Genomic DNA, 25,899 nt, shown 5'->3' with positions numbered 1-25,899 from the left:
GGTGTCGATAGTCTGCGCGGGTGAGCAGCATCCACCGCCCCCCTCTGTCCGGCGCCGTCTGGGTCCTCGTCGGGGCCGGGAGCGCGGTCGCGGGTCTGCTGCCCTGGCTGATCACCGGCGCGCGGCTCCCCCTGCAGAATCTCGCCGCAGATCAGACCGATCCGGCGACGCCGTTCTCCCTGCTGCCGTTCAGCCAGTACTTCCTCACGACGATCGTCTCACTGCTCGTCGTCGGGGGCGCCGTCGCGGGCCTCTCGGCACGCACGCTGCGCCACCGCCGCCCCCGCCACGCGACAGGCCTGCTCGTGCTCGGGGTAGCCGTGATCCAGGTCATCGCGGTCGTGCAGTCGTCGGTCGTGACGGTATCGATGCTCGAGGACTCGAGCCGCCGCGTCCTCTATGCGGCGGCAGTGATCGCGGTCATGGTCGTCTCGCTGCTGATGAGCATGCTCGTGCTGCTTCTCACCGCGCGAGGCCCCGTCCCCGGCGCCGCGATCGCTCTCTCGCTCACGGCGATCACCGTCCCCGGGTGGATCGGACTGCCGTTGCAGAGCTATCTCTCGCTCACGAACGACCCGGCCACCTCGGCTGTTCTGTTGCTGCTGCGGTGGCTTCCTGCCGTTCTCGTCGGCGCCGTCATCGCATGGTGCGGGTTCCGCACGGCCGGGCGGGTCGCGGCCGTCGTCGTCAGCCTGGCCGCGTTGTGGGTCGGACCGGCCTTCTTCACCGCCGTCTCGTCCGCCGCGGGGACGCGCGTGCTGGCGCCCTACCCGGCGGAGATGGCCGACTATGGCATCGGGGTCTTCGTGATGGCGCTGACCGCCGTCGATCTCGCCGTGCCGCCGCTGATCGTGGCGGCGTGCATCGGCGCAGTCGGCGCGCTGATCTCAACCGCTCTTCGTCGCCGAACCCGCGTCGAGAGCAGCGGAGCTGCGCCCCTTCGTCGCTGAGGTACCGTGAGGCGTGAGCATCCGCGTGAACGATGACATGCCGCGTCTGGATCGGACGGACCTCGGATGACCCCGATCGCGCGCCTCGTCCACATCTCGCGGCCCGTTCTGTGGATCAACACGATCGGCACGGGCGCGCTCGGCATGTGGCTGACCGGGCAGCTGATCGACGTCGCCGCGATTCCGCTGCTGATCTGGCTGACGCTGCCGTTCAACCTGCTGATCTATGGCGTGAACGACATCTTCGATCAGGACACGGATGCGCTGAACCCGCGCAAGGGGTCGATCGAGGGTGCGCGAATCGAGCCCCGCGAGGTGAAGCTGATCGCATGGGCAGTGGCCATCACCAACGTCCCGTTCCTCGTCTACTTCGTCATCGCGCTGCCCATCGCGGCGGTCGGTCTGATTCTGCTCTACGCGGGCGTGTTCGTCTTCTACTCTGCTCCGCCGCTGCGGTTCAAGGCGCGACCGTTCGTCGACTCGCTGAGCAACGCCGCATACGGCCTGCCGTTGCTGATCATGCCGGTCGCTCTCGAGGCGCCGCCGGTCTGGCCCGCCGTCGTCGGACTGCTGGCCTGGAGCGTCGCGAAGCACGCCTACGACGCCGTGCAGGACATCGACGAAGACCGCGAGGCCGGCATCACCACGACCGCCGTCCTGCTCGGCCCGCGTGGGACGGCCCTGTGGAGCGGGGCGTGGTGGCTGGTCTCGACGGTGCTGTTCGCGCTCGTCAGCCTGCCCGTCGCCCTCGTCAACCTCGCCCTCGCCGGTACCCTCGTCGTCTGGATGCTGCTGCGCCCCACGCCCGCCACCGGTCGCAGGCTCTACCCGCTGTCGATCGCGTTCCCGTACATCGCGGGCTCGGTCGCCAGCGGGCTGCTGCTCGCAGCCATGTTCCTGGGGGTCTATCCATGAGCCGCATCGTCGTCGTCGGGGCGGGCCTCGGCGGGCTCGCAGCATCCGCCCTGCTCGCCCACGCCGGTCACCGCGTGACCCTGCTCGAAGCGGCCGAGACCGTCGGCGGCAAGAGCCGACGCATCGAACTCGACGGCGAGCGCATCGACACGGGCCCATCGCTCGTCACGTTCCCGTCCGTCTGGGACGAGCTGCTGCGCCGGTTGGGCGCGGGGTCGCGAACGGGCACGGGTGCCGGTGGGCTCGACCTCGTGCGTCTGGATGAGGTGGGCCGCTACTACTACCGGGGCGAAGAGGTCTCGCTGCCCGTGCCCGAAGGGCACCCCTGGCACTCCGCGTGGAATCGTTTCAGCGACGAGCACGCATCCCTCGCGGACGACGTCGCCGCGCTGCTCGTCGCCGACCCGCTCGATCGCGCGTCGCTGCCCGCACTGCGTCGGCTGCTCGCCGTATACGGACGGCGCCTCAGCACCCGGGCCTACCTCGACAGCCTGACCTGGATGCCCGAGGGCCTGCGCGAGATCATCGCGATCCACACCCTCAACGCGGGGGTCTCCCCCTCCCGCACTCCCGCGCTCTACGCGAGCATGCCCGCCGTCATGGCCGCCGACGGGGTGTGGGTGCCGCGCGGTGGGGTGTTCGAGATCGTCATCGCGCTGCAGCGGCTGGCGGATGCCGCGGGCGTCGAGATCCGCACCGGCGAGCGCGTCACGCGCATCGAGCGCGGACGCGTCACGACCGAGCGTGGTGTGCACGACGCGGATGTCGTCGTGAGCGGTCTCGACGCGTCACGGCTCGACGGACTGCTGGGGCGGCGCCGCGTGGTTCCCGGCTCGCCGCAGCTGTCGTGCTCGGCGGTCGCGATCTACGGCGTGCTCGAGACGCCCCTCCCCGAGCGGATCGCCGCGCACAGCGTCATCCTGCCCACGAAGCCCGACGCCCTGCACCGCAGTCTCGCCGCCGGCGATGAGCCCGCCGACACGATGGCGTTCGTCAACCACTACCGGGCCGGCGAGATCTACCCGAACGACCGCAGCACGCTCGCTGTCCTGCTGACGAGCCCCGCCGACGGCCAGGGCTACTCGCTCGACCACCCGTTCGTGAGGCGCGAGATCGAGCGCATCTCGGGCGTCATGGGCCTCGATGGACTCCTCACCGACGGGATGACCGAGACGACCGTGCTCGACCCCCGCTATTTCGGATCGTTCGGCGAACCCCACGGCGCCCTCTACGGGGCGTCGCGACCGCTGTGGATGAGCGGCCCGCTGCACCAGCCCGCGCAGCACGACCTCCGCGCACCCTGGCTCTGGCGGGTCGGCGCCTCGGTTCACCCGGGCGGCGGCATCCCCGCCGTGCTCGGCGGCGCGATGATCGTGGCAGCGAAGCTGCTCAAGCGGCATCCGGCCTGAGCGCGTTCGCGGTCCCACGCCGCACGGCCCCGGTTACATAAGTCGTAGATAAGAAAAGCCAACGCTCGTCATCGGCGGGCCGCTTAGTTTCTCGTTCGTCGGCGCTCAGTGCGCCCCGAAGGAGAGCCCATGTACCTGACTTATCTGCGCCGGGAGTTGTCCGGCCGAAAGAAGCAGACCGCCATCGTCGCAGCCGGCCTCGCGATCGCGATCGCGCTGGTCATCATCGTCAACGCCCTCGCGGCAGGCGTGAAGGACGCTCAGTCGTCGGCCCTCGCAGCCGTGTACGGCGTCGGCACAGACCTGACCGTGTCCGGCGCCGAGTCGGAACCGGGGCAGGGGGGCGGACCGAGCTTCGAGTTCGGCGGCGGTGACGCGCAGACCGGCGAGGACGGGGCCACCAACCTGAGTCAGTCGAGACTGATGACCGACTTCCGGCGCGGCACCCTCGACGGCAGCACGGTCGACGCCGTTGCGGGAACCGAGGGCGTCGCAGCGGCCGTCGGCGCACTGAGTCTCACCAACACGAACTTCGACGGGGAGCTGCCGCAGGCTCCGAGCGACGGCGTTGCGGACGACGTTCAAGGCGACGGCGAGGCCTCGGCGCAGCAGCGCGTTCCCGGCGAGGGCCAGGGCGGGCCGGGCGGGGGCTTCGGCGGCGGCTCGTTCGACATCGATTCGTTCACCGTTCTCGGCGTCTCCACCGACGCGTCCGGCGTCGGCCCCCTCTCGGCCGTCGAGGTCGCCGACGGCCGAGCCCTGGCAGCATCCGATGACGGCGAGGCTCGGGCCATCGTCGATGCCACCTACGCCACCAGCGAGAACCTGGCGGTCGGGGACACGATCGACGTGGGCGGCACGGATGTCGAGATCGTGGGCATCGTCGCGTCGGCCACCGCTGATGCCGACACCGCGGCCGACGTGTACCTGCCTCTGGCGACGGCGCAGGAGATCTCCGGTGCGGGGGATGTCGTCTCGACGGTCTACGTCCAAGCGGAGTCCGCGGACTCGATCGAGGCGGTGAAGACCGCATTGGAGGCGGAACTGCCGGACGCGACCGTCAACTCGCAGTCGGACCTGGCTTCGAGCGTGTCGTCCTCGCTGTCGAGCGCCAGCGCCCTCATCTCCGGGCTCGGCACCTGGCTCTCGGTCATCCTGCTCGTCGTCGCCGTCGCCCTCGCGGTCCTCTTCACGATCTCCGGAGTCTCGCGTCGCACGAGGGAAATCGGGACGCTGAAGGCGATCGGATGGTCCAACCGTCGCGTCGTCGGCCAGGTCGCCGGCGAGTCGATCGTCCAGGGTGCGATCGGCGGTGTCATCGGCACCGTGGTCGGCCTGGTGGGCGCGTTCATCATCACCGCGGTCGCACCCACCGTCTCCGTCGCCGCCGAATCGGGCCCCGCAGGGTCGGCGGGCTTTCCGGGCGGAATGGGCGGCCCCGGGTCGATGTCGGAGCAGGCGACGGTCGCGGGAGACATCGTGCTGACGGCGCCGATCGCTCCGTCGATCGTGCTGCTCGCGCTCGCGCTGGCCCTGGCTGGCGGCCTCGTCGCCGGGATCCTCGGCGGCTGGCGTGCCGCGCGACTCCGGCCCGCCGAGGCCCTGCGAGCTGTCGCATGAGCATCGACGACCCGCGTTCACCCGAAGGAGAGACCATGACCGACACCCCCATCACGACGCCGACACGGACCGCCGGCTACCGGATCGAGAACGTGACGAAGGAGTATTCCCGCGGCGGGCGCTCTGTTCGCGCTCTCGCCGGCGTGAACCTGGAGATCGAAGCAGGCGATTTCGTGACGATCCAGGGCCCGACGGGCGGAGGCAAGTCGACGCTCCTGCAACTGCTGGGGGCACTCGATCGCCCGACGAGCGGCACCGTCCAGCTCGGTGACGCTGACCTCGCATCGGCATCCGACCGCGCTCTCGGCGCCATCCGTGCTCGTGACATCGGCTTCGTCTTTCAGGGCTTCAACCTCATACCGACGTTGACCGCATCGGAGAACGTCGACATGGGACTCGAGCCGCTCGGCCTGCCGCGCGAGGAGCGCCGGACGCGGGTGGCTGAAGCGCTCGCGCGCGTCGGCCTCGCGGAACGCGCCGACCACCTGCCCGGCGAGCTCTCCGGCGGTCAGCAGCAACGGGTGGCGATCGCGCGAGCCATCGCGAAGCGTCCGCGCGTCCTGCTGGCCGACGAGCCCACCGGCAACCTCGACGAATCGATGCGCGACGACATCCTTCGAGTGCTCGACTCGCTGCACGCCGAGGGCCTCACCCTGATCGTCGTCACCCACGATTCCGCCGTCGCCGCGCGTGCCGGCCGACGGTTACGGCTCGCGGCCGGCGTCGTCAGCGAGTCGCACCGGTAGCCACCGGCAGCCGCAGACCGCCACCGGCAGCACGCGCCGCGAATGTCTCAGCGCGTGCTGCCGTCGCTGCGCTCCTCACCACGGTGCTCGACCGCGGCGATGAGGAACGGGATGCCGACGGCCGCCGACGTGACCAGCAGCCCTCCAGTGAAGACGAGGCCGGGGAACTCGGCGACGTTGAAAGCGGCACCCATCAGGTAGATGCCACCGAGGAACAGAACCAAGAACAGCACGAACACGCTGACGCCCTCCTTCTCGTGGATATCGTTAGGCTACTAACGATATGCCCACGAAGCATCTCGGACGGCGGTGGCTACCGCATCATCGAGATGCTGCCTGCTCCTGCTCCCGCTCCCCGCGACCACGCGCCCACCGCGCCACGAAGTACAGCACGACGCCGACGGCGAGGAGGATCGCGCCGAAGGTCCAGACGCGCAGGGTCTGCTGGCTGAGCAGGAGCAGGCACGACGCGACGCCGAGCACGGGAACGAACGTCCACACGCGGAAGTGATCGTGATCGACGCGGTCGCGGCGCAGCACGAGCACCGAGATGTTCGCGCTCAGGAAGACGAAGAGCAGCAGCAGGACGACCGTCTCGGCGAGCAGCGCCAGGTCACCGACGAGCGTCAACAGCATCGCGACGAGCGTCGTGGCGAGGATCGCCACCCACGGCGTCTGGCGCCCGGGCAGCACCCGCGACAGAGCACGCGGCAGCAGCCCCTGCTCTGCCATGCCGTACGTGAGGCGGCTCGCCATGATCATCGTCAGCAGTGCACCGTTGGCGACGGCGATGAGCGCGATGAGGCTGAATAGCCACGAGGGGATGGCGACACCGCTCGCCTCGACCACCGCGAGGAGCGGTCCGCTCGAGCTCGACAGCTCTTCGGGCGGCAGCGCGATGCTGCTCGCGAGGCCGACCAACATGTAGACCAGCCCGGCTGCACCGAGAGCGGCGAACAGCGCGCGCGGGTACATCTTCGAGGGTTCCTTGACCTCCTCGATCATGTTCGCCGACGTCTCGAAGCCCACGAATGAGTAGTACGCGATGATCGCTCCGGCGAGCACGGCCGACGCGACACCGGTGCCCTCGGGAACCTGCGTGACGCGTGAGACATCCCCGCCTCCGCCGGCGAGGAGGAAACCGACCACGACCACGACGATCACCAGCCCCGAGACCTCGATGGCGGTCATGACGAAGTTCGCACCCATCGATTCCCGGATGCCGCGGGCATTGAGCGCCGCGAGCACGGCCAGGAACACGATCGCTACCGGCACCACGGGAACCTCGACGAACGTCTGCAGGTACTGACCGGCGAAGGCGATCGACAGCCCCGCTGCGCTCACGACGCCCGCGGCAAGCATGCAGAAGCCGACGAGGAACGACACGAGCTTGTTCTTGAACGCGCGCTCGGCGAAGACGGCCGCACCGCCGGCCCGGGGGTACTTCGTCACGAGCTCCGCGTACGACCCGGCGGTGAGCAGCGCCAGCACGAGGGCGGCGAGCAAGGGCGCCCACAGCATCCCGCCCACGCGCTCGGCCAGCACCCCCATGAGCGCGTAGACACCCGCGCCCAGAACGTCACCGAGGATGAAGGCGAACAGCAGCGGTCCGCCCATTCCTCGCCGGAGGCGGGTAGGTGCAAGGGTATCGGTCTTGCTCATTCCGCGAACGCTAGGTCGCGGCATCCCGAAACCCGTAGCGGCTTGACAAGCTTCTGCGGTGCGGCGACGCGAGCGGGATACTCGGGGCATGACCAACGAGCACCACGCCCCCGATCGTGTCAGCGACGAGGCGATCGCCGACCTGCATGCGCGTCTCAGCCGTCGGCGTCGGTTCGCCGCGCTCCTCGGCGGGCAACCCCCGGCCGGTGTCGATCTGGATTGGCTCGACACGCTCGTCGCGCGATGGACGGACGGGTTCGACTGGCGCACGCAGGAGGACCGGATCCTCGCCCTGCCGTGGGAGCTCGTCGACGCGCCACACCCGCTTCGCGTGATCCACCAGAAGGCGGAACCGGACGCCCCCGTGGTTCTCCTCCTCCATGGATGGCCCGATTCGGTGCTGCGGTTCGAGAAGGTGCTGCCACTGCTCCGGCATGTCACGGTGGTCGCGCCCGCGCTGCCCGGCTATCCGTTCAGCGTCGACGCCCCGGCCGAGGGGATGTCGGCGAACGAGATGGCCGACGTCGTCGCCGCCGGCATGCACCGACTCGGGTACACACGTTTCGTGGTCAGCGGCGGCGACATCGGATGCAACGTCGCCGAGGCGCTGATGCGCAATCACCCCTCGATGGTCGCGGCGGCACACCTGACCGACGTGTCGCAGAGACACCTCGCCGGCGGCATCCCCGATGACCTCAGTCCAACGGAGCGCGACTACGTCGACCGCTGGAACCGGTGGCAGACCACCGAGGCCGCATACAGCCTCGAACACGCGACGAAACCCGCCACCATCGCCGCCGCGCTCACCGACTCCCCCACCGGACTGCTCGCCTGGATCGGAGAGAAGCTCTGGACCTGGACCGACCACGGCGATGACATCACCAGCGTCTTCTCGCACGACGAGGTTCTCACTTGGGTATCGGCATACTGGTTCACCAGCGCGATCGGCTCGTCGTTCGGCCCCTATGCACTGCGGACCGCGCCGCCGAACACGAAGATACCCGGCCGCATCCCGGTCGTGCTCTCGATCTTCCCGGACGACCTCGTCAACGCCCCGCGCGACTTCGCCGAGCGCCTCTTCGACCTCGAGGCCTTCGAGGAGCACCCGGTGGGCGGTCATTTTCCCTCGTGGGAGCAACCCGAGGCATACGTCCGCGACCTCGACCGCGCCATCGCGGCCGCGCTCGACTGAGTCAGCTACGGAGCCGACGAGTGCGGGGGTGGCGGGCCCGCACCACGCCGAGCTGACGCAACCGCGCGGTGATGCCGACGAGGCCCGTACTCCCGGCCACGGCGACCGCCGCCGCTCCCGAGGTCGCCGCGATGACGCCCGCAGGCGATCCGCTCACGCCCGCGACGATCGCCCAAACGATGAGGGCCAGCAGGGCGATGGCCGATCCGACCGGCAGCCAGGTCCTCGCCATCTGCAGGCAAGACGCCTCTCGCGTCGCACGGTCGGTGGGCTGGTTCGCGGTGGCGGTGCTCATGGATACGACGCTATGCACGCGCGGTTCGTCGCGCCTCCGCCGTGCGAAGGAATTCGGACGCGCCGGCATCCGGCGCACGGGTGAGGCACGGCGTCAGCGGTAGCGCCGCGGCACCGTCCAGGGGCGGCCGAACTCGGTGTTGTACGACTCCGGATCGAACGGGCTGTCGCCGCCGGCGGGAAAGCTCGTGAGCTCGCCGAAGACGACGCGACCGTCGACGTCGTACAGATCGACGCGCACGAAGTCGGTGCCCTCGCCGAGCCGCTCGGCGATGCTGATCATCTCGTCGAGATGCGCCGGCCGCGAGCGCTCGGGATCAGCCCAGGACGGGCCGCCGCTCATAGGGATGCGGCTCCAGTCGGGTCGGAAGAAGTCCTGCGTGCGACCGCCGAAGCGTCCGCCGTCGACCTGGATGAAGTGGCATCGCCCATGGAAGACGAAGAATTTATAGTCGTCCGGTATGCCGCCGTCGGCACCGACCAGGAACTCCTCGACGATGACTCGGCGCGGCACCTGCCCGTAGACCCACTCGCGATTCGGGCCCTGACCGTAGAGCTTGGTGAGCCAGCTCGCGGCGATCGCCGCGAGGTCGTGCGGGTTCGCGAACTCCGGGCGCACGTGCCGATAGACCCACCCCCAGCGCGCTTCCGGAAGCCGGGCATCCGCGGAGGCGGCGGCCGACATGACGATCGCAGCGCCGCTCCCGTGCGTCGGCTTCACGACGTAGGCATCGGGCCAGTCGAGGTCCAGCAGGCTCTGCGGATCTTCGACGATCGCGTACGCGCGAGGCAGGTACTGCTCGCCGATGACCGCGGCGACGTGGTCGCGCACGGCGGCCTTGTCGGCGAAGGTGACGATGAGGCTGCGGCGGTCGCGCAGCATCTTGTACCGCACCTTCTCACGGAACGTCGTCGGATTGCGTGTGCGCCACAGGCGCAGCATCCGGACCAGCCGACTGCGCTCGCGCCAGCGGACGCCATGATGGCGAGGTGTCACGACTCGTCGAGGTCGTCTTCCTCGTGACCGATCGACTTCGCCTCGAGGAACGCGCAGAGCTCGGCGGCGACGTTGAATTCTGCGGCGAGCGACTGCATCTGGAAGCTGCTGAGAATGGTGAAGTCGGGCTGCGGTTCGATGGTGATCCGCCAGCGGGCATCGCCGATCTCGATGGGCTCCATGAACACCGACACGGAAGAGGTCGCGAGGGGCACGACGACGAGCCCCGTGTCCGATCCCTCCGAGCCGTCCTGAACGAGAACACGGATGAGTTCGCCCGCGCCGCGGAGCTCGTGGAACTCGTCGAGCCAGCGCTCGAGCGTCTCCTTACTGCGGAACGGCATCAGGCTCCCAACGGGCCGAGGGCGGATGCGCGTGATCGCGCGCACTGGACTATAACGGTCGTCGGCTGACCGTTCAGTCCATCCCCACGGCCATATCCGTGAAGCGCGAGAAGTGACCCTGGAACGCCACGGTCACCGTGTCGGTCGGACCGTTACGGTGCTTGGCGACGATCAGGTCGGCCTCGCCGGCGCGCGGGCTGTCCTTCTCGTAGGCGGCCTCGCGGTGCAGCAGGATGACGATGTCGGCGTCCTGCTCGATCGAGCCCGACTCACGAAGGTCGCTGATCGCCGGCTTCTTGTCGGCACGCTGCTCGGCACCACGGTTCAGCTGCGACAGCGCGATGACGGGAACCTGCAGCTCCTTGGCGAGCAGCTTCAGGGCACGGGAGAACTCCGAGACCTCCTGCTGGCGCGACTCGACGCGCTTACCGCTCGTCATCAGCTGCAGGTAGTCGATCACGACCATCTTGAGGCCCACACGCTGCTTGAGCCGTCGGCACTTCGCCCGGATCTCGACGAGCGTCATGTTCGGACTGTCGTCGATGTAGAGGGGCGCGTCGTTGATACGGCCGCGCGTCGCGGCGACGGTCGTCCAGTCGCGCGAGTCGAGCGTTCCCTTGCGCATCGACTGCAGCGGCACGGCGCCTTCGGCGCTCATCAGGCGCATCGCGATCTCGCTGCGCCCCATCTCGAGAGAGAAGAAGATCGTGGGCGAGTTGTTCTTGATCGCGGCAGCGCGGGCGAAGTCGAGCGCGAGGGTCGACTTACCCATGGCGGGACGCGCCGCGACGACGATCATCTGGCCGGGGTGGAGACCGTTCGTCAGCTGATCGAGCCCCGAGAAGCCGGTCGGGATGCCGGTCATCTGGCCGTCGCGACCACGGGCGGCCTCGATGTCGTCGATGGCCGCGGTGACCGCGACCTCGAGGGGCACGTAGTCTTCGGCCTTCTCGGCGCCGGTGACCGAGTAGATCTCGGCCTGTGCGTTGTTGACGAGGTCGACCGCGTCGCCCTGGCCGTTGTAGCCCATCTGGACGATGCGGGTTCCGGCCTCGACGAGGCGGCGCAGCAGGGCGCGCTCGTTGACGATCGTCGCGTAGTAACCCGCGTTCGCCGCGGTCGGCACGATCGAGGTGAGCGTGTGCAGGTAGTCGGCGCCGCCGGCGCGCTGCAGCTCGCCGTTCTTGATGAGCTCGTCGGTGACGGCCACGACATCGGTCGGCTCACCGTGGGAGTACAGCGAGAGGAGCGCCTCGTAGATGAGCTCGTGCTTGGGCACGTAGAAGTCGGTGCCCCGGAGCGTCTCGATGACGTCGGCGACGGCATCCTTCGACAGCAGCATGCCGCCGAGCGTGCTCTGCTCGGCGAGCATGTCGTGCGGCGGGGTGCGATCGGGTTCGCGCCGTCCGCCGAGCCTGTCGTCAGAGATGTCCGCGATCGACATCCGCACCCCCGCATCCTGGCCTGTGACCGAGCCGGAGTACACGGTATGGAGGGCGTCCGACACCCGCAAACCGGCCTGTGGATAACTCTGTGGAGAGGATGCGGGAAACGCCGCGACGGTTGTGAAGAAGTCCTGTGGAAAACGCCCGGGGATACGTGGAAAGTCCACGAGTAAGTAGGCATTGATCAGGGGTTTAAGTTTCCCCAACCTGTGGATGAAGATCGTGGTTGAAGTCTCACTTGAAGGTTGTTCATCTGGGGACTCACTTGTGTAAAACGCCCGCCTTGTCAAGTCGACTCGGCGCCCCCGGCGCGGCATCCTCAGGACGGGCTCATGTCGAACTCAGTGGAACCCTAGACAGTTGCGCGAGACGGGAGTATCTTTCTTCGCCAAGCAGTACCCGACGGCATGGGGTCTCCCGTGCGAACGATGTCGACGCTCTCGGGGGAGGTGATCGCTCGTCATGGCCCAGCACCGCCGTGCGCCTCGCTGGGTGCCGATCCTCGGCACCGGCGTCGGTCTCGCCTTCGCCTGGACGGCGCTCTCCCTTGCACTCGCGCCCGCGAGCTACGCGGCCGACGAAGAGACTGGGCCTCTGCAGGGCATCGTCTCCGCCGTCGCCGATCCGGTCGACCGTGCCGTCGAAGACGTCGTCGCGCCCGTGCTCGAGTCCGTGGTCCAGCCCGTGGCCCGCGTCGCAGAGCCCGTCGTCCAGGCTGTCGCCCCTGTCGTCCAGTCCGCTCCTCCCGCCGTCGTTCCGGTCGTCGACCCGGTCGTTCGCGAGGTGGTCGAGCCCGTCGCGCAGAACGTCGTCGCCCCGGCCGTGCAGCCGGCTGCAGGCGTGGTCGAGCCGGTCGCCGACACCGCGGCTCCCGTCATCGAGCCCGTTTCGGATGTCGCGGCGCCCGTCACGGAGAACCTCGCGCCTGTCGTCGCACCGATCGTCGGCTCACTGTCTCCGGTGACCGATGCCGTCGGCGCCCCCGTGATTCCCGTGCTCGGCATCCTCGACGGCGCCCTGGCACCCGTCGTGGCGGTGCTCGCTCCGGTGACCGATGCCCTCGCGCCCGTCACGGACGCATTCACTCCCGTCATCGTCCCGATCACGGATGCCGTTGTACCCGGCGGCTCGCAGCCGCTCGTCCCCCTGCTTCCCGGCGAGACGCCGGAGCCCGGAATCGCCACCAGCTCGCCGCTGGACGCGCTCTCCACCGTCGCCCTCGGTCTGGCACGCGACCTGGCTACGTCCACGTCGACCGACGGCCCATTCGGCATTTTCGGCGTCCTGGCGACGTCGGCCGAGGTTCTCGCGCCCTCATCCGAACTGTTCGCCGCGGCGGCCAGCGAGGCACCCGCCGTCGCGGGTCATGCGCTCGCTCTGGGCGCACCGGCGTCGGGTGGCCTCGCCGTCAGCGCTCCGGGCGCGGCCTCGGTCGGCGCCGCCGCTGCCGGAGGCGGTATCGCCGCAGCCCTGTTCGCATTCGCCGGAGCAGCGTTCCTGCTCCCCGGACGTCGCGGACGCCTCATGAACTCGACGGGACCGATCTCGCCCGTCTACCCCACCGACGTCTCTCCTGACTGACGAACGGCCGGCCGCGCTCGAGCGGCACGACCACCGGCGCTCTGCGCCATCCATTCGTCATTCTCAAGGAGAGAACACTCATGAACACCATCGTCTCGCGTGCCATCTGGGGCGCGCTCGTCGCCGGGGGGATCACGATCCTCGGCGCATCGGTCGCCCACGCGGCCGACACCACGGGAGAGGACGGGTTGCTCTCGGGCACCCAAGGCATCATCTCCGTCGACGCTCCGATAACGGTCAGCGGGACGTCCGTCGCCGTCCTCGGTGATGCGGACAGCTCGACGTCAGGCTCGAGCGCACCGGAGTCGGCACCGGCGCCCAGCGGCTCGACGAGCGGCTCGGATGGCGTCGGCTCGGGGTCGCAGGCGCTCATCAGCGTCTCCGTGCCCGTGACCGTCGAGGGCACCTCCGTCGCCGTCGTCGGCGACAGCACGTCGTCGACGGACAGCGGCAGCACACCCGCCGAGCCGGCTCCTGCTCCGGCGCAGACCGCTCCGGCACCCGCTGCCGAAACGAACGGCGCGGATGGCGTCGCCTCGGGCACCCAGGTCGTCGCTCCGGTGACGGCGCCGATCGAGGTCAGCGGCACCGCCGTCTCGGTCATCGGAGACGCCACCAGCGACACCATCACCGGTGACAACGGCGCTGGCAGCGGCGGCGGTTCCTCGGCCGACGCGTCGACCGACGGCACCGAAGGCGTCCTCGGCGGCACCCAGGTGCTCGCCCCGGTCACCGCACCGATCGACCTGAGCGGCACCGCCGTCTCGGTCATCGGCGACGCGACCAGCGACACCACCACCGGTGGCACCACCGCTGGCAGCACCGGTGGCACCTCGGGCACCGCGCCCGAGGCGACCACCGACGGCACCGACGGTATCCTCGGCGGCACCCAGGTGCTCGCACCCGTGACGGCACCGATCGACCTGACCGGCACCGCCGTCTCGGTCATCGGAGACGCCACCAGTGACACCACCACCGGTGGCACCACCGCTGGCAGCAACGGTGGCACGTCGGGCACCACGCCCGAGGCGACCACCGACGGCACCGACGGCATCCTCGGCGGCACCCAGGTCGTCGCCCCGATCGTCGCACCGATCGACCTGAGCGGCACCGCCGTCTCGGTCATCGGCGACGCGTCCAGTGACACCACCACCGGTGGCACCACCGCTGGCAGCAACGGTGGCACGTCGGGCACCACGCCCGAGGCGACCACCGACGGCACCGACGGCATCCTCGGCGGCACCCAGGTGCTCGCCCCGGTCACCGCACCGATTGACCTCAGCGGCACCGCCGTTTCGGTCATCGGAGACGCCACCACCGACACCACCACCGGTGGCAACGGCGGCACGACGGGCACCACACCCGGCGCGTCGACCAGCGGCTCGGACAGCATCCTCGGCGGCACCCAGCTGGTGCTCCCGATCACTGCTCCGATCTCACTGACCGGAACCGCGATCTCCGTCGTCGGCGACTCGACCACCGAAGTCGTCACCCCGGCGGGCCCGGGCACCGATCCGGGCACGGACCCGGGCACCGACCCCGGAACCGACCCGGGCACCGACCCCGGCACCGACCCGGGCACGGACCCCGGCACCGACCCGGGCACCGACCCCGGCACCACGCCCAGCACGGATGGCAACGGCGGAGCTCCCGCGGTTCCGACCGCGTCGAGCACGACGGACACCGCTGTGGTCGGCACGACGGCCTCGGCAGCGTCGGCTCGCCCGCTGATGCTCGCCAAGACCGGCGGTGAGGCTCCGATGGGTCTCGGCATCGGCGCCCTGGCGCTGACGCTGATGGGGCTCGTCCTCGTCGCTCTGCGCCGCCGCGCGACGGTCTGATCCCGACAGGAGTCAGTTTCGGATACAGCGGATGCCGCGGGCCTCGGCCTGCGGCATCCGCTCCGGCCTGCCCGCGGGGCACGCCATCGACGCGCACGCCACCGCGCCGGGATGCAAGGGATCTGCACCGACACCCCGGCGCTCGGCATCCGCTCTCGGGGTGTCGGCCCGCAAACCTTGCATCCCGGCCCGCGGCACACCCCGGAAACGACGGATGCCGCGAACCCGAAGGTCCGCGGCATCCGTACGGTGCGCCAGGGATTACTTGGCGGCGACCACCTGCAGGGTGATCACAGCGGTGAGGTCGTCACGCAGGCGAATGGTCGCCTCGTGCTCGCCCACGGCCTTGATCGGCGAGGTGATGTGGATCTTGCGCTTGTCGAGGTCGCCCAGACCAGCGGTCTTGACGGCGTCAGCCACGTCGGCGGGCTTGACTGCACCGAACAGACGGCCTTCGGCGCCGGCCTTGACCGACAGCTTGACCTTGTTCGACTCGAGGTTGTTCTTGAGGGCCACGGCCTCTTCGTGGTCGTGGATCGCGCGGGCGTCGCGAGCGGCGCGGATGGACGCCACCTGCTTCTCGCCACCGCGGGTCCAGGCCACAGCGAAGCCCTGGGGGATGAGGTAGTTGCGGGCGTACCCGTTCTTGACCTCGATGACGTCACCGGCGCTTCCGAGCCCGGCGACCTCGTTCGTGAGAATCAGCTTTGCCATGTCGGTGCTCCTTACCGGCCAGCGCCGGCGTAAGGCAGGAGCGCCATTTCGCGCGCGTTCTTGATCGCCTTGGCGATCAGACGCTGCTCCTGCACCGAGACACCGGTGATACGACGGGCGCGGATCTTCCCACGCTCCGAGATGAACTTGCGGAGCGTCGAAACGTCCTTGTAGTCGATGACGCCGACGCGGATCGCCTTCGCGGGGGCCGCGTTCTTCGCGCCCTTCCGCGGCTTGCGGCGGTCGCCGGTTGCCTTTCCAGCCATTGTTTTTCCTTACGAGAGTGATGATCGGATGCCGCTGCACGCAGCATCCGGAATCCGATTCAGAACGGGGTGTCGTCGCCGTAGGAGGCGCCGCTGGTACCCGGTGCGCTCCACGCGTCGGGAGCCGAAGAACCCGGGGTCGCCCACGGCTCCTCCTGCACCTGCTGCTGCGGGCGCGACTGCTGACCGCCGCCGAAGCTTCCCCCGCCGCCACCACCGGAGCCGGATGCGGCGCGCGTGACCTGTGCGGTCGCGTAGCGCAGCGAGGGGCCGATCTCGTCGACCTCCAGCTCGATCGCGGTGCGGTTCTGGCCCTCACGGTCCTGGTAGGAGCGCTGACGCAGGCGGCCGGTCGCGACGACCCGCATGCCCTTGGTCAGCGAACCCGCCACGTGCTCGGCGAAGTCACGCCACACGGACGCGCGGAGGAACAGCGCTTCGCCGTCCTTCCACTCGTTCGCCTGACGGTCGAAGGTGCGAGGAGTCGAGGCGATCGTGAAGTTCGCCACCGGCAGTCCGTTCTGCGTGTAACGCAGCTCGGGGTCTGCCGTGAGGTTGCCCACGACGGTGATGACGGTCTCGCCGGCCATGAGCCTTACGCCTTCGCAGCCTTAGCGGGGGCGGCAGCCTTGCGGGCGGCCTTCGCCTCGGAGCGCGCCTTCTCGGCGGCGACCTGTGCGATGGCCTCCTCGGCGCGCAGGACCTTGGTGCGCATGATCGACTCGCTCAGCTTCAGCTGGCGGTCGAGCTCCTGCGTGGTCTCGCTCGTCGCGGTGAAGTTGACGACGGCGTAGATGCCCTCGTTCTTCTTCTGGATCTCGTACGCCAGGCGGCGACGGCCCCAGATGTCGATGTTCTCGATGGTTCCGCCGTCATTCGTGATGACCTTGAGGAACTTGTCAAGGTTGGGAGCAACCTGACGCTCATCGATCTCGGGCTGGAGAATCACCATGAGCTCGTACTGGTACGTGTGCGTCACTGACCCACCTCCTTCGGACTAGAACGGCTCCCGGGCGTTTCCCGGAAGCAGGAGGGTGTGTAGCACGTGCCCAACCGAGGTCGGACAACCACAACAGCTTACCTGATCGCGCGTGATGCCGCCGACCGGTCACCGGTAGCGTGGGCGCATGGAGTGGATCGCGGATGTCTCGACCGGCGACTGGCTGCGCGAGCGCATCGACGATCCGTGGCGAGGGACGGTCCACGACGTGGTGCCGCGGGGCTTCGAGGCGTACGCGCGCATCCTGCATCCGGCATCGGTTCAGTCGCGTGCGGACGGCGCGCCACTCCCCCCGTTCGACGCGTGGGTCGAGATGCCGTGGCAGCAGTCGCAGCAGGTGGCGACAGACCTCGTCACCGATCCCGCCACATGGGCCGAGACCGCCGCCGCGTTCGGGACGACGCTGCATCCGCTGGCGCAGTGGGACTCGATCGTGCGCTCGCCCGAGTTCGGCTCGAACCAGACGGCGTCCCCCGACGGCCGCTGGTTCGTCGCGCCCGCGCAGGGCGAGCTCGACCCGCACCATATGGCGGTTCTCGCGCGCGAGCTGATCGGGCACACCTCGACCGCGGGTGACGTGAGCGCGGGCCTCTGGGAAGGCCGGGGCGGCCTGGTCGGGCACCTCGGACGCGCGCCGTCGCGCACGGTCTTCCAGCCCGGCGACCCCGACGACGCGACCCTCGACCGCCACAACCGCATGCTCGGGTCGTCGATCGGCGACCGCTTCAACAGCGTCTTCCGCAAACCCACCTGGCAGGAGGGCATCCTCTCGCGCGAGATCTCGGAAGGACCACGGCTGAGGCTGCCGGAGCGGGCGTTCGTCCTGTTCCACGGCGCTGTCGACGAGTTCGCCGACGACGACTGGGAGCTGCGGATGCCGTGGCGCGACCTCGCCGCCGAGGCGATGGGAGCCGTGCCGACGTCGCAGAGCCCGAGCCTGCTCTGGCCCGCGGACCGCGCCTGGGTCATGGTCTCGGAAGTCGACTTCGACTCGACGATCGTCGGCGGCTCGAGGGAGCTCGTCGACGCGATCTGCCGCTCCCCCGAGCTCGAAGCCCTGCCCCTGCCGGCCGACGCATCCCTGTCGTGGGGAGCAGACGAGGTGAATCGATGAGCGTCCCGTTCGACCCCCGGCCCCTGCTCGAGCCGGTGTCGCCCGCCACCGCACGTGCGTTCCGGAAGCATCTGGCCGACAGCGGCCGGCTTCCCGGCGGGTCGGGCACCGCCGGCGTGATCATCGCGATCGTCGTCATCGTCTTCGTGGTGCTGGTGTTCGGCGGCGTCCTGTCGGCCATGGTCGGCGGCCTGGTGTTCGCCATCGGGACGCAGTCGGGTTCCGGCGCGGTGGTCTCGCTGGCGCCCGTCATCCCCCTCGTCATCCTGATCGCGCTCGCGGCGCTCATCCCGTTCTTCGTCCGCCGACAGCGCGCTGCGCAAGCCGCGGTCTGGTACCGGCTCGACGGGTTCGCGCGGGCCAACGGCATGAGCTTCGAGCCGCAGCGGCCCCAGCCCCCGCTGCCGGGCATGATCTTCTCGCAGGGGTCGGGGCGGATGGCATCCAATCTCGTCCGCGGCGACCAGCCGCGTTTCGTCGAGTTCGCGAACTACCGCTACACGACCGGGTCGGGCAAGAACCAGCAGACGCACACGTGGGGCTACGTCGCGGTGCACCTGTCGACTCCCCTGCCGCACATCGTGCTCGACGCGCTCGGCAACAACGGGCTGTTCGGCTCGAACCTCCCCGTCGCGTTCGACCGCGACCAGCACCTGAGCCTCGAGGGCGACTTCGACCGGTACTTCCGCCTCTACTGCCCGCGCGGATACGAACGCGACGCGCTGTACCTCTTCACGCCCGACATCATGGCGCGGTTCGTCGACAACGCCGCGGCACTGGATGTCGAGATCGTCGACGACTGGCTCTTCTTCTACGGAAAGCGCGACTTCTCGACCCTCGACCCGGCCACCTGGTCGTGGCTGTTCGGCGCCGTCGGCGCGATGATCGACAAGTTCGCACAGTGGGAGCGCTGGCGCGACGACCGGCTGGCGGCGCCGGCGGCATCCGGTGTGGGGGTGGCGCCGGGCGGTGCCGCGGAGACCGCGACCGCTGGGCCGGCTGCGGCGGGACCGGGTGCGGCTGCCGGCTCCGCACCCGCGCTGCCCGTCACGCCGCCGCCGGGACTGCTGCGGCCGCCGCCCGGCGTCGCCGCACCCGGCCAGCGGCTGAAGAAGAGCGTGCCGTGGATGGCAGTGGTCGTGGTGCTGCTCATCGTCACGGTCGGTGCCATCGGCCCAGTCATCGCCTTCATCGGCGGAATCTTCGCCGCCGTGCGCTGACCCGCCGGCGCGGCACCCGTGTCGGTCGGCGAGGTCCCATCTGGGCCGGGAATCACCCCCCGATACCCGGCCGAACTGGGACCTCGCCGAGCACCGCCGGGCGAATCCGTGTCAGAGGTAGGCGCGGTGGTAGCGAGGCTCGAGCGACGCCGCGCCCGTGAGAGCGAGCTCGGCACGGCGGGCCCAGTGGGGGTCGCGGAGCATCTCGCGGCCGAGGAGGACGAGGTCGGCGTCGCCGTCGGCGACGATCCGGTCGGCATGCCGCGGGTCGGTGATGACACCGACGGCGGCGGTCGGAACCCCGGCGGCTCGAACCACGGCTGATCCCGGCACCTGATAGCCGGGCGACGGGGAGTACTCTGCACCGGCGACGAGTCCCCCCGACGAGCAGTCGACGAGATCGACCCCGGCTGTGTGCAGGCGCCGCGCGAGCTCAGCACTGTCGGCGGCCTGCGACCCGCCCGGAGCGACGTCGTCGACCGACAGCCGCACGATGAGCGGCATACCCTCGGGCATCTCCGCCCGCACCGCGGCGACCGTCGCGAGCAGGAGGGCCGCCCGGTCGGCACCCCACCGGTCGTCGCGGCGGTTCGTCACCGGTGAGAGGAACTCGTGCAGCAGGTACCCGTGCGCGCCATGGAGCTCGATCGCGTCGAAGCCGGCGGCGACCGAGCGGCGCGCGGCTGCGGCGAACTCCGCGACGACGGCATCCACCTGGTCGGCGTCCATGCGCGCGGGATCGGCGAAGCGCCCGAAGGGCTCGCCAGAAGCGCCGAGGGTCTGCCATCCGCCGGCGCTTGGGGGAACCGATCCGCGGTGCTCCGGCGGATCACCCGGTAGCCCGGCGTACTTGCTGCCCTTGCGTCCGGCGTGCGCGAGCTGCACCGCGATGCGCCCGCCGGCGCGGTGCACGGCGTCGGTGACGCGTCGCCAGGCGGCGATGTGCCGGTCGTCCCACATGCCAGAGTCGTCGGGGGTCACCCGGCCGAGCGGTGACACCGCGGTCGCCTCGGTGATGATGAGCCCCGCGCCGCCGAGGGCGAACTGTCCGTAGTGGACGACGTGCCAGTCGTCGACGACGCCGTCGGGCATTGGAGCGGCATACATGCACATCGGCGAGACCCCGATGCGGTTGCGCAGGGTCAGGTCGCGCAGCCGCATCGGTCGGAGCAGCGCCGGGCGGTCCGCCTCGTCGGCGGCTCCTTTCCCGGCAGGACGAGAAGAGATCAGGGTCATGCTCCTGCTTCCTTTCGGCGGAGACGGATGACGGCGACGACGGTCGCGAGCAGCAGGGCGAGCCCCAGCCCGGCGATCGTCAGCCCGACGTCGCGGATGCCGCCGGCGACGGCGCCCGCGTCGAGCAGGTGCGCCACGACGACGGCGGCGAGCGCGGCGCCGACATACTGCGCGGTGCGGTAGATCCCGGTGGAGGCACCGGCAGCCCCGGCGGGCACCGCGTGATGGAGCAGGAGCTGGTTGCCCAGGTTGTTGAAGCCGTTGGGCACGCCGAGCAGGGCGCAGACGATCGCGAGCACCCAGAGCGGCATGTCGGCCGCACCGGTGAGTGCGAGGAGCGTGCCGGCCAGGACCATCGCCGAGGTGCCGACGGCGAGCAGGGCACGCGGGTGCCAAGTGCGCCCGAGGCGGGTGGCGAGGACGGTGGAGAGCGCCCCGACCCCGAACACCGGCAGCATGAGCAGTCCCGTCACGGCCGGTCCGAGGTCGCGGGTCGCCTGCATCCACTGCGGGAGTCCGTAGAAGATGACGTAGAACGAGATGAACGTCGCGATCGCCCGCAGGCAGGTGAGGCCGAACTGCGGGTACCGGCCCAGCAGGCGCACGTCGACGAAGGGCCGCTCCGCCCGCAGTTCACGCCAGACGAACCCGGAGGCCAACGGGACCGTCACCGCCGCCGAGACCACCGCGACCGTCGGCGCCGAGTCGATGCTGAGCAGCGCCACCATGAGCGCGACCAGCGTGCCGATCATGAGGACCATGCCGGCGGGGTCGAGCGCCCGCCAGGTCTGCGCTGCGCTCGCCCGAGGGCCGCGGGCGTCGGCGGGGACGAAGGCCAGCACGAGCGTCGCGCAGAGGATCACCATCGGGATGTTGACCCAGAAAATGCCCGGCCACCCCCACGCCACCACCACGAGACCGCCGACGGTCGGGCCGAGAGCTGCCGTCGTCTGCCCGCACAGCGCGATGATGCCGATCGCGCCGGTGGGCGTGGCGCGCGCGAGGTCGGCCTGGCGGCGGATGATCGCCATCGCCGCGGGGAACTGCGCGGCGGCTCCCAGGCCGAGCACGACCCGGTCGACGATCATCCAGCCGCTGTCGGCGATGAACGGACCGGCGACCGAGGCCACCAGGATGAGCGCCAGCCCCGCGAGGTAGACGCGTCGCGGCCCGTACAGGTCGGCGAGGCGTCCGGCGGTGGGCGAGCCGACGGCTGCCGCGATGTAGAGGGCGCTGATGATCCACGCTGTCGCGGTCGTCGCGTCCGCTGCATCCCCTCCGAACGAAGCGACCATCGGGACGAGCGCGACGGCGATGATCGACGAGTTCAGCCCGAGGAGGATCGTGCCGCTGCCGAGCGACCACGGCAGCCGCAGCGGCAGCGAGCGGCGGCCGTCCGGGCCGCCCGCAGCCGCGGGTTCCGGCGTCACTCGGCGAGCTCCGCCACCCCGCCCGGTGTCGCGAGGAGCACATCGGGGTGGGCGGCGAGCATCCGGAAGGTGCGCTCGACGACGTCGGCGAAGCACGCCTGACCCGAGACCCAGCCGAAGAGGCTGAGTCCGAGGTGGCGGGCGCCGACGATGTCCGCGTCGGCGATCAGCTGGTCGACCGTCGCGGTGAGCAGCTCCTCGTAGTCGTCGGCGACGATCCCCCGGGCGTAGAGCTCGAACATGTCCTCCGTCTCCAGCGGATGCGGCACGGCGACAAGGCCGTCTGAGGCGCCGACCAGCGTCACGGGGCGCTCGTCGATCGGCCAGTCCCCGAACCAGCCGAACCCCGCCTCGCGCAGCAGGGCGGTGGTCCGCGAGGTGCCGGCGCGTTCGGGGCCGAACCATCCGGTGGCCTCGCGCCCGGTCAGACGCTGGACGGTGTCGCGTGCGCTCTCGATGTACGAGCGCTCGGTGGCGGCATCCATCTCAGGAGACAGGATGACGTTCGCGCCGGCACCTCGCACGACGATCTCGTCGGCACGTGCCGCGACGCCGCGGGCGAGCCCCGGCACAGTACGGGCACCGAACTCGTCGAGCGCGACGGCGACGGGAACGCCCGCACGGTCGGCGATGTCGAGCAGCCGCCAGATGCCGGTCGTCAGGCCGAAGTCCCACTGCGACAGACGGGCGACCTGTCCGTGCCGGGGCTCGGAGGTGTCGCGGCCCACACCGCCCTGCATCGACGTCGGCGAGAACGCTCCCGCGGGAAGGTCGTCCTGGTACGAGGGAGCGTGCAGCAGCACCGAGACCACGAGCTTCTTCGCGCCCGGCAGCGTCCACGCCGGACGGTGCGCGTCGTAGGCGCGCGGCAGGTCGGGGGCGAACACGGTCGCGTCCGCGGGGTGGGAGATGAGGCTCATGCGCCGACCTCCGTCAGAAGAGCCGCGTGTTCGTCGGCGAGCGTGCGAGCGAAGTCGACCTGCGCGTAGTAGTGATGGGCGAGGTAGTGGTCGCTGATCGCGCCGGCCGTCGTGGCCCAGATGCGCTCGTCGGCGCGAACGTGCGCGAACAGCTCTCGGAGAGCCCCGGCGAACCACGGCTGCCCGGCGAGGAAGGGGTGCGTCGCGAGGCAGACCACCCGCCCCTGCCCGTCGCGCTCGCTGTCGGCCACCGAGCGGTCGATCTGCGCTTTCGCCAGGGCGATGAAGTCGGATGCCGAGAGGCTCCGCACGTGCACCATGGGGACGTCGTTGAGCATGAAGCTGTACGGCATCGACACGATCGGGGCGTCGCCGACCGTCCGCAGCGGACGGGGCTGCTCATCGTGGATGAAGTCGGCGAAGTACTGCATTCCGTGAGCGGCCATGAGGTCGACGGTGTTGTCGGTTCCCGAGATCTTCGGGCCCAGCATCCCCTTGATGCGCCGGCCGCCGTAGTAGGTCTCGCTCAGCCGCTGCGAGAGCGCGTAGAAGGCGTCCTCTTCGTCGTAGGGCATGTCGTAGATCGGCCGCAGGTTCGAGATGCCGTGGCTCATGATCTCCCACCCCCGCTCGAACATGGCGTCGCGAACCTCGGGCTGCTCCTCGAGCAGCGACAGGCTGAGCGACACGGTCGACGGCATCTCGAACTCATCGACGATGCGCAGCATCCGCCACAGGCCGACACGGTTGCCGCTGTCGCGGTGCATGTAGTGCTGCGCGTCGGGGAAGGCGATCCGGCCCTGCGGTGAGCCGCCCCCGGGCGCGATCCAGTCGTAGTGCTCGACGTTCGGCGCGTGCCAGAACGCGAGCAGCTTGCCGCCCGGCCACTCCACGCGTGGCCGGGTCGCCATCGGGGCGTACCAGAGGCGCTCGTTGTTGCGGATCGTCATGCGAGCTCCGCGGCGGCCTCGGCCGGCGCCTCGGCATCGGCACCGCGCATCGCCGCGAATCGGTCGAGGACCCACTGCTTGGTCACGACGTCGCCGAAGCGGTCCTGCATGTCCCACAGCGACACCTCGCCCGACACCGTGCGGAAGTCGTCGCAGCACTCCTCGACGATGCTGATGTGGAAGCTGCGGTAGGCGGCGTCGACGACGCTCGCCCGGACGCATCCGCTGGTGGAGGTGCCCGTGAAGATCAGCTCGTCGACGCCGAGCTCGGCGAGCAGGTCGTCGAGGCGGGTGCGGTAGAACGCCGACGCGACGGTCTTCTCGACGATGTGGTCGGTCGGAGCCGGCGGAACGGCAGCGCTGATCTCGGTCCACGGGTTGCCGCGTTCGCAGCGCTCGGTCAGGCTCGAGCGCACCCGCTGTGCCAGCATCCGGTCGTCGAGCGAGTCGAGGATCATCACCGCGTAGATGACGGGAACGCCCGCGGCCCGCGCCGCCTCGAGCAGCTCGTTCGTGTGCGCGAGCGCCACCGCCGTCCCGGGGCCGATCTTCTCGTGCTCGGTGAACGCGCGCTGGAAGTCGATGACGATCACGGCGGGTGACGTTCCCGGTCCGACCTTCGTGCGCCGGGCGCGCAGGTCTCGGATCGTGTCGATCTCGACGTTCCAGTCGATCGTGTCGTTCATGCGAGGTCTCCTTCGGAGGGTGGGGCGAGTCGGCCGAGAGCGCGAGTGAGCGCTCCGGGGTCGGGGTCGTGGAAGTCGTGGACGGCGCGATGGATGTCGGGGGCGCCCAAGCCCGTCGGACGCAGCGCCTCGGTGAGCAGCGCGTCGATCCGCGCATCCGAGAAAGGAGTATCGACGGCGTCGCCCTGCGGGTGCCTGACGGATGCCGTGTGGGCGGTGCCGTCGGCGAGGTGCACGGTGACCCGCGCGGGACGCGAGGTCGCGGTATCGGGCCGCAGGTCGGCCGTGGCATCCGTTACCGCCACCACGGCGGCGATGCGCGCCAGTTGCGGGTGCGGAGGCACGTCGGCCCGCTCGGCCGACACGTCACCGAACCACAGTGCGCTGGCGACGGCGAACGGGACGGAGAAGTACGCGCCGTGCCGCGAACCCCACGATGTGGCGGGCAAGGATGCCGCCGAGGCCACCCCCTCGACGCGCACCGAGACGATGTCGGCGAGGTCGACGCCCGCCGCGACCATGCGAGCGCGAACGAGGAGCGCCGCGTCGGCGGGACCGTGCGTGTAGGCGCATGCGGAGTGCTGCTTGAGGTAGCTGGTGGTGACGAGGCTCTCGTCACCGAGGCCGCGGATCACGGCATCCGGGTCGATCGTCCCGAGACCGCCGAGATCGGCGGCGAGCCCGTCGGGGTCGGCGGCGAGCCCGGCGGCCGAGAAGCGCGCCGCCGCGAGTCCGGCCAGGGCCCCCTGGCCGACCCACTGATCGCGCGCCGCCGAACCGCGCAGCACGGGCTGCCACGACGTCGCGGGAGCCATCGCGGCGCCGGTGCCGACGGCGCGCGCGACGCCGTCGGCATCCGCACCCAGGAGCACCGCGCAGCCCGCTGCCGCGCCGACGGCGCCGAGGGGTCCGTGGGTGTGCACGTCGGGCCGGAAGGTCGTCGCCCGCCCGATGCGCGCGGCGACCTCGTAACCGACGTAGAGGGCGTCCCACAGCCGCTCGCCCGCGATGTCCTGCGCCTCCGCGAGCGCGAGCACGGCCGGCACGGTCTGCGCCGCGGGGTGCCCCTTGCTGTACCGGTTGCCTTCGTCGCGCTCGGTCGAGACCCCGGCCACTCCGTTGAGCCACACAGCTGATTCGACGGCGACGCGGCGCGGGGATCCGACGAGGGTCGCGGGCCCGGGGCTCGGCGTCCAGGCACGCCGCAGCCGCTGCATCTCGGGCATCGCGGCGGCTCCGACGGTGACCGCGAGCAGGTTCTCGACGGCGCGGACGAGCGAACGCTTCGCATCATCCGAGGCCGTTGCGAACGGCGCCGACGCGGCCCACTCGCCGAGAATCCGAGACGCTTCGCGGTGAGTCGTCAT

Annotated in this window: 26 protein-coding genes; 10 read left to right on the top strand and 16 right to left on the bottom strand. The window is 70.3% G+C overall.

What is annotated here, in order from left to right; translation table 11 throughout:
* Positions 1-20 precede the first annotated feature (20 nt).
* From C3481_RS09900 to C3481_RS09880, 5 genes are all read left to right on the top strand, one after another.
* The gene (locus C3481_RS09900; protein WP_103841895.1) at positions 21-950 is read left to right on the top strand and encodes a hypothetical protein; all 930 of its coding nucleotides are present in this window, start codon (positions 21-23) and stop codon (positions 948-950) included.
* Between the two features lie 66 nt (positions 951-1,016).
* Entirely contained in the window at positions 1,017-1,865 is an 849-nt protein-coding gene (locus C3481_RS09895) for a UbiA family prenyltransferase (RefSeq protein WP_103841893.1), read from the top strand.
* Entirely contained in the window at positions 1,862-3,274 is a 1,413-nt protein-coding gene (locus C3481_RS09890) for an NAD(P)/FAD-dependent oxidoreductase (protein WP_103841891.1), read from the top strand. Before C3481_RS09895 ends, C3481_RS09890 begins: the two co-directional genes overlap by 4 nt.
* A gap of 129 nt (positions 3,275-3,403) precedes the next feature.
* Positions 3,404-4,894 (top strand): ABC transporter permease, encoded by a 1,491-nt coding sequence (locus tag C3481_RS09885; RefSeq protein WP_088379795.1) that lies wholly within the window; start codon positions 3,404-3,406, stop codon positions 4,892-4,894.
* Positions 4,895-4,929: 35 nt separating this feature from the next.
* Positions 4,930-5,640, top strand: a complete 711-nt coding sequence (locus C3481_RS09880) for an ABC transporter ATP-binding protein (protein ID WP_023953559.1) — start codon at positions 4,930-4,932, stop codon at positions 5,638-5,640.
* Between the two features lie 47 nt (positions 5,641-5,687).
* On the opposite strand, the gene C3481_RS09875 is transcribed toward C3481_RS09880, so the two are convergent.
* On the bottom strand, positions 5,688-5,879 hold the full coding sequence (locus C3481_RS09875) for a hypothetical protein (RefSeq protein WP_064955809.1): 192 nt from the start codon (positions 5,877-5,879) through the stop codon (positions 5,688-5,690).
* 82 nt (positions 5,880-5,961) lie between these two features.
* Positions 5,962-7,302, bottom strand: coding sequence for an APC family permease (locus C3481_RS09870; RefSeq protein ID WP_103841889.1), 1,341 nt, complete (start codon positions 7,300-7,302; stop codon positions 5,962-5,964).
* An 88-nt stretch (positions 7,303-7,390) separates the two neighbouring features.
* On the opposite strand from C3481_RS09870, the gene C3481_RS09865 reads away from it, so the two are divergent.
* Positions 7,391-8,494 (top strand): epoxide hydrolase family protein, encoded by a 1,104-nt coding sequence (locus tag C3481_RS09865; RefSeq protein WP_023953556.1) that lies wholly within the window; start codon positions 7,391-7,393, stop codon positions 8,492-8,494.
* A gap of 1 nt (position 8,495) precedes the next feature.
* Here C3481_RS09865 and C3481_RS09860 read toward each other — a convergent pair whose 3' ends face one another.
* From C3481_RS09860 to dnaB, 4 genes are all read right to left on the bottom strand, one after another.
* Positions 8,496-8,789, bottom strand: a complete 294-nt coding sequence (locus C3481_RS09860) for a hypothetical protein (protein WP_023953555.1) — start codon at positions 8,787-8,789, stop codon at positions 8,496-8,498.
* A 93-nt stretch (positions 8,790-8,882) separates the two neighbouring features.
* Positions 8,883-9,785 (bottom strand): ATP-grasp fold amidoligase family protein, encoded by a 903-nt coding sequence (locus C3481_RS09855; RefSeq protein WP_258039077.1) that lies wholly within the window; start codon positions 9,783-9,785, stop codon positions 8,883-8,885.
* The gene (locus tag C3481_RS09850; protein ID WP_071918878.1) at positions 9,782-10,129 is read right to left on the bottom strand and encodes a hypothetical protein; all 348 of its coding nucleotides are present in this window, start codon (positions 10,127-10,129) and stop codon (positions 9,782-9,784) included. The genes C3481_RS09855 and C3481_RS09850 overlap by 4 nt, the downstream gene beginning before the upstream one ends.
* Positions 10,130-10,202: 73 nt before the next feature.
* Positions 10,203-11,573: a replicative DNA helicase gene (gene dnaB, locus C3481_RS09845; protein ID WP_036304736.1), complete on the bottom strand. Its 1,371-nt coding sequence runs from the start codon at positions 11,571-11,573 to the stop codon at positions 10,203-10,205.
* A 463-nt stretch (positions 11,574-12,036) separates the two neighbouring features.
* Between dnaB and C3481_RS09840 the strand changes: the two genes are divergently transcribed.
* The gene (locus C3481_RS09840; protein ID WP_103841885.1) at positions 12,037-13,155 is read left to right on the top strand and encodes a hypothetical protein; all 1,119 of its coding nucleotides are present in this window, start codon (positions 12,037-12,039) and stop codon (positions 13,153-13,155) included.
* 80 nt (positions 13,156-13,235) lie between these two features.
* The gene (locus tag C3481_RS09835; RefSeq protein WP_103841883.1) at positions 13,236-14,996 is read left to right on the top strand and encodes a chaplin family protein; all 1,761 of its coding nucleotides are present in this window, start codon (positions 13,236-13,238) and stop codon (positions 14,994-14,996) included.
* 261 nt (positions 14,997-15,257) lie between these two features.
* On the opposite strand, the gene rplI is transcribed toward C3481_RS09835, so the two are convergent.
* Genes rplI through rpsF form a run of 4 tightly spaced genes read right to left on the bottom strand, consistent with a single transcriptional unit; the run spans position 15,258 to position 16,928 of the window.
* On the bottom strand, positions 15,258-15,710 hold the full coding sequence (rplI, locus tag C3481_RS09830) for a 50S ribosomal protein L9 (protein ID WP_023953547.1): 453 nt from the start codon (positions 15,708-15,710) through the stop codon (positions 15,258-15,260).
* Positions 15,711-15,721: 11 nt separating this feature from the next.
* Positions 15,722-15,976 (bottom strand): 30S ribosomal protein S18, encoded by a 255-nt coding sequence (gene rpsR / locus C3481_RS09825; RefSeq protein WP_023953545.1) that lies wholly within the window; start codon positions 15,974-15,976, stop codon positions 15,722-15,724.
* 59 nt (positions 15,977-16,035) lie between these two features.
* Positions 16,036-16,566, bottom strand: a complete 531-nt coding sequence (locus C3481_RS09820) for a single-stranded DNA-binding protein (RefSeq protein WP_023953543.1) — start codon at positions 16,564-16,566, stop codon at positions 16,036-16,038.
* A gap of 5 nt (positions 16,567-16,571) precedes the next feature.
* Positions 16,572-16,928: a 30S ribosomal protein S6 gene (gene rpsF, locus C3481_RS09815; protein ID WP_036305492.1), complete on the bottom strand. Its 357-nt coding sequence runs from the start codon at positions 16,926-16,928 to the stop codon at positions 16,572-16,574.
* Positions 16,929-17,103: 175 nt separating this feature from the next.
* Here rpsF and C3481_RS09810 point away from each other — a divergent pair, with 175 nt between their 5' ends.
* Together C3481_RS09810 and C3481_RS09805 are read left to right on the top strand one after the other, a co-directional pair.
* The gene (locus C3481_RS09810) at positions 17,104-18,090 is read left to right on the top strand and encodes a hypothetical protein (protein ID WP_103841881.1); all 987 of its coding nucleotides are present in this window, start codon (positions 17,104-17,106) and stop codon (positions 18,088-18,090) included.
* The gene (locus tag C3481_RS09805; protein ID WP_103841879.1) at positions 18,087-19,310 is read left to right on the top strand and encodes a hypothetical protein; all 1,224 of its coding nucleotides are present in this window, start codon (positions 18,087-18,089) and stop codon (positions 19,308-19,310) included. The genes C3481_RS09810 and C3481_RS09805 overlap by 4 nt, the downstream gene beginning before the upstream one ends.
* Before the next feature lie 111 nt (positions 19,311-19,421).
* On the opposite strand, the gene C3481_RS09800 is transcribed toward C3481_RS09805, so the two are convergent.
* Genes C3481_RS09800 through C3481_RS09780 form a run of 6 tightly spaced genes read right to left on the bottom strand, consistent with a single transcriptional unit; the run spans position 19,422 to position 25,899 of the window.
* The gene (locus C3481_RS09800) at positions 19,422-20,546 is read right to left on the bottom strand and encodes an oxidoreductase (protein ID WP_103841877.1); all 1,125 of its coding nucleotides are present in this window, start codon (positions 20,544-20,546) and stop codon (positions 19,422-19,424) included.
* A complete protein-coding gene (locus C3481_RS09795; RefSeq protein ID WP_181021904.1) occupies positions 20,543-21,976 on the bottom strand; it encodes an MFS transporter in 1,434 nt (477 codons plus the stop codon). Before C3481_RS09795 ends, C3481_RS09800 begins: the two co-directional genes overlap by 4 nt.
* A complete protein-coding gene (locus C3481_RS16530; protein ID WP_172407768.1) occupies positions 21,973-22,896 on the bottom strand; it encodes a hypothetical protein in 924 nt (307 codons plus the stop codon). The genes C3481_RS09795 and C3481_RS16530 overlap by 4 nt, the downstream gene beginning before the upstream one ends.
* Entirely contained in the window at positions 22,893-23,846 is a 954-nt protein-coding gene (locus C3481_RS09790; RefSeq protein WP_103841873.1) for a polysaccharide deacetylase family protein, read from the bottom strand. The genes C3481_RS16530 and C3481_RS09790 overlap by 4 nt, the downstream gene beginning before the upstream one ends.
* A complete protein-coding gene (locus tag C3481_RS09785) occupies positions 23,843-24,532 on the bottom strand; it encodes a cysteine hydrolase family protein (RefSeq protein ID WP_064955322.1) in 690 nt (229 codons plus the stop codon). Before C3481_RS09785 ends, C3481_RS09790 begins: the two co-directional genes overlap by 4 nt.
* Positions 24,529-25,899 carry an MmgE/PrpD family protein gene (locus tag C3481_RS09780; protein ID WP_103841871.1) on the bottom strand — a complete coding sequence of 457 codons (1,371 nt, stop codon included), beginning with the start codon at positions 25,897-25,899 and terminating at the stop codon, positions 24,529-24,531. Before C3481_RS09780 ends, C3481_RS09785 begins: the two co-directional genes overlap by 4 nt.

This window comes from Microbacterium sp. Ru50, assembly GCF_002920555.1.
GTDB lineage: Bacteria > Actinomycetota > Actinomycetes > Actinomycetales > Microbacteriaceae > Microbacterium > Microbacterium arborescens.
This window is presented reverse-complemented; position numbering and strand designations above follow the sequence as displayed.

Coding starts and splice junctions, on each gene's coding strand:
- C3481_RS09890 (WP_103841891.1), top strand. CDS start 1,862: ATGAGCCGCATCGTCGTCGTCGGGGCGGGCCTCGGCGGGCTCGCAGCA.
- C3481_RS09810 (WP_103841881.1), top strand. CDS start 17,104: ATGGAGTGGATCGCGGATGTCTCGACCGGCGACTGGCTGCGCGAGCGC.
- dnaB (WP_036304736.1), bottom strand. CDS start 11,573: ATGTCGATCGCGGACATCTCTGACGACAGGCTCGGCGGACGGCGCGAA.
- rplI (WP_023953547.1), bottom strand. CDS start 15,710: ATGGCAAAGCTGATTCTCACGAACGAGGTCGCCGGGCTCGGAAGCGCC.
- rpsR (WP_023953545.1), bottom strand. CDS start 15,976: ATGGCTGGAAAGGCAACCGGCGACCGCCGCAAGCCGCGGAAGGGCGCG.
- C3481_RS09880 (WP_023953559.1), top strand. CDS start 4,930: ATGACCGACACCCCCATCACGACGCCGACACGGACCGCCGGCTACCGG.
- C3481_RS09840 (WP_103841885.1), top strand. CDS start 12,037: ATGGCCCAGCACCGCCGTGCGCCTCGCTGGGTGCCGATCCTCGGCACC.
- C3481_RS09820 (WP_023953543.1), bottom strand. CDS start 16,566: ATGGCCGGCGAGACCGTCATCACCGTCGTGGGCAACCTCACGGCAGAC.
- C3481_RS09805 (WP_103841879.1), top strand. CDS start 18,087: ATGAGCGTCCCGTTCGACCCCCGGCCCCTGCTCGAGCCGGTGTCGCCC.
- C3481_RS09860 (WP_023953555.1), bottom strand. CDS start 8,789: ATGAGCACCGCCACCGCGAACCAGCCCACCGACCGTGCGACGCGAGAG.
- C3481_RS09865 (WP_023953556.1), top strand. CDS start 7,391: ATGACCAACGAGCACCACGCCCCCGATCGTGTCAGCGACGAGGCGATC.
- C3481_RS09885 (WP_088379795.1), top strand. CDS start 3,404: ATGTACCTGACTTATCTGCGCCGGGAGTTGTCCGGCCGAAAGAAGCAG.
- C3481_RS09785 (WP_064955322.1), bottom strand. CDS start 24,532: ATGAACGACACGATCGACTGGAACGTCGAGATCGACACGATCCGAGAC.
- C3481_RS09780 (WP_103841871.1), bottom strand. CDS start 25,899: ATGACGACTCACCGCGAAGCGTCTCGGATTCTCGGCGAGTGGGCCGCG.
- C3481_RS09800 (WP_103841877.1), bottom strand. CDS start 20,546: ATGACCCTGATCTCTTCTCGTCCTGCCGGGAAAGGAGCCGCCGACGAG.
- C3481_RS09850 (WP_071918878.1), bottom strand. CDS start 10,129: ATGCCGTTCCGCAGTAAGGAGACGCTCGAGCGCTGGCTCGACGAGTTC.
- C3481_RS16530 (WP_172407768.1), bottom strand. CDS start 22,896: ATGAGCCTCATCTCCCACCCCGCGGACGCGACCGTGTTCGCCCCCGAC.
- rpsF (WP_036305492.1), bottom strand. CDS start 16,928: ATGGTGATTCTCCAGCCCGAGATCGATGAGCGTCAGGTTGCTCCCAAC.
- C3481_RS09870 (WP_103841889.1), bottom strand. CDS start 7,302: ATGAGCAAGACCGATACCCTTGCACCTACCCGCCTCCGGCGAGGAATG.
- C3481_RS09835 (WP_103841883.1), top strand. CDS start 13,236: ATGAACACCATCGTCTCGCGTGCCATCTGGGGCGCGCTCGTCGCCGGG.
- C3481_RS09790 (WP_103841873.1), bottom strand. CDS start 23,846: ATGACGATCCGCAACAACGAGCGCCTCTGGTACGCCCCGATGGCGACC.
- C3481_RS09895 (WP_103841893.1), top strand. CDS start 1,017: ATGACCCCGATCGCGCGCCTCGTCCACATCTCGCGGCCCGTTCTGTGG.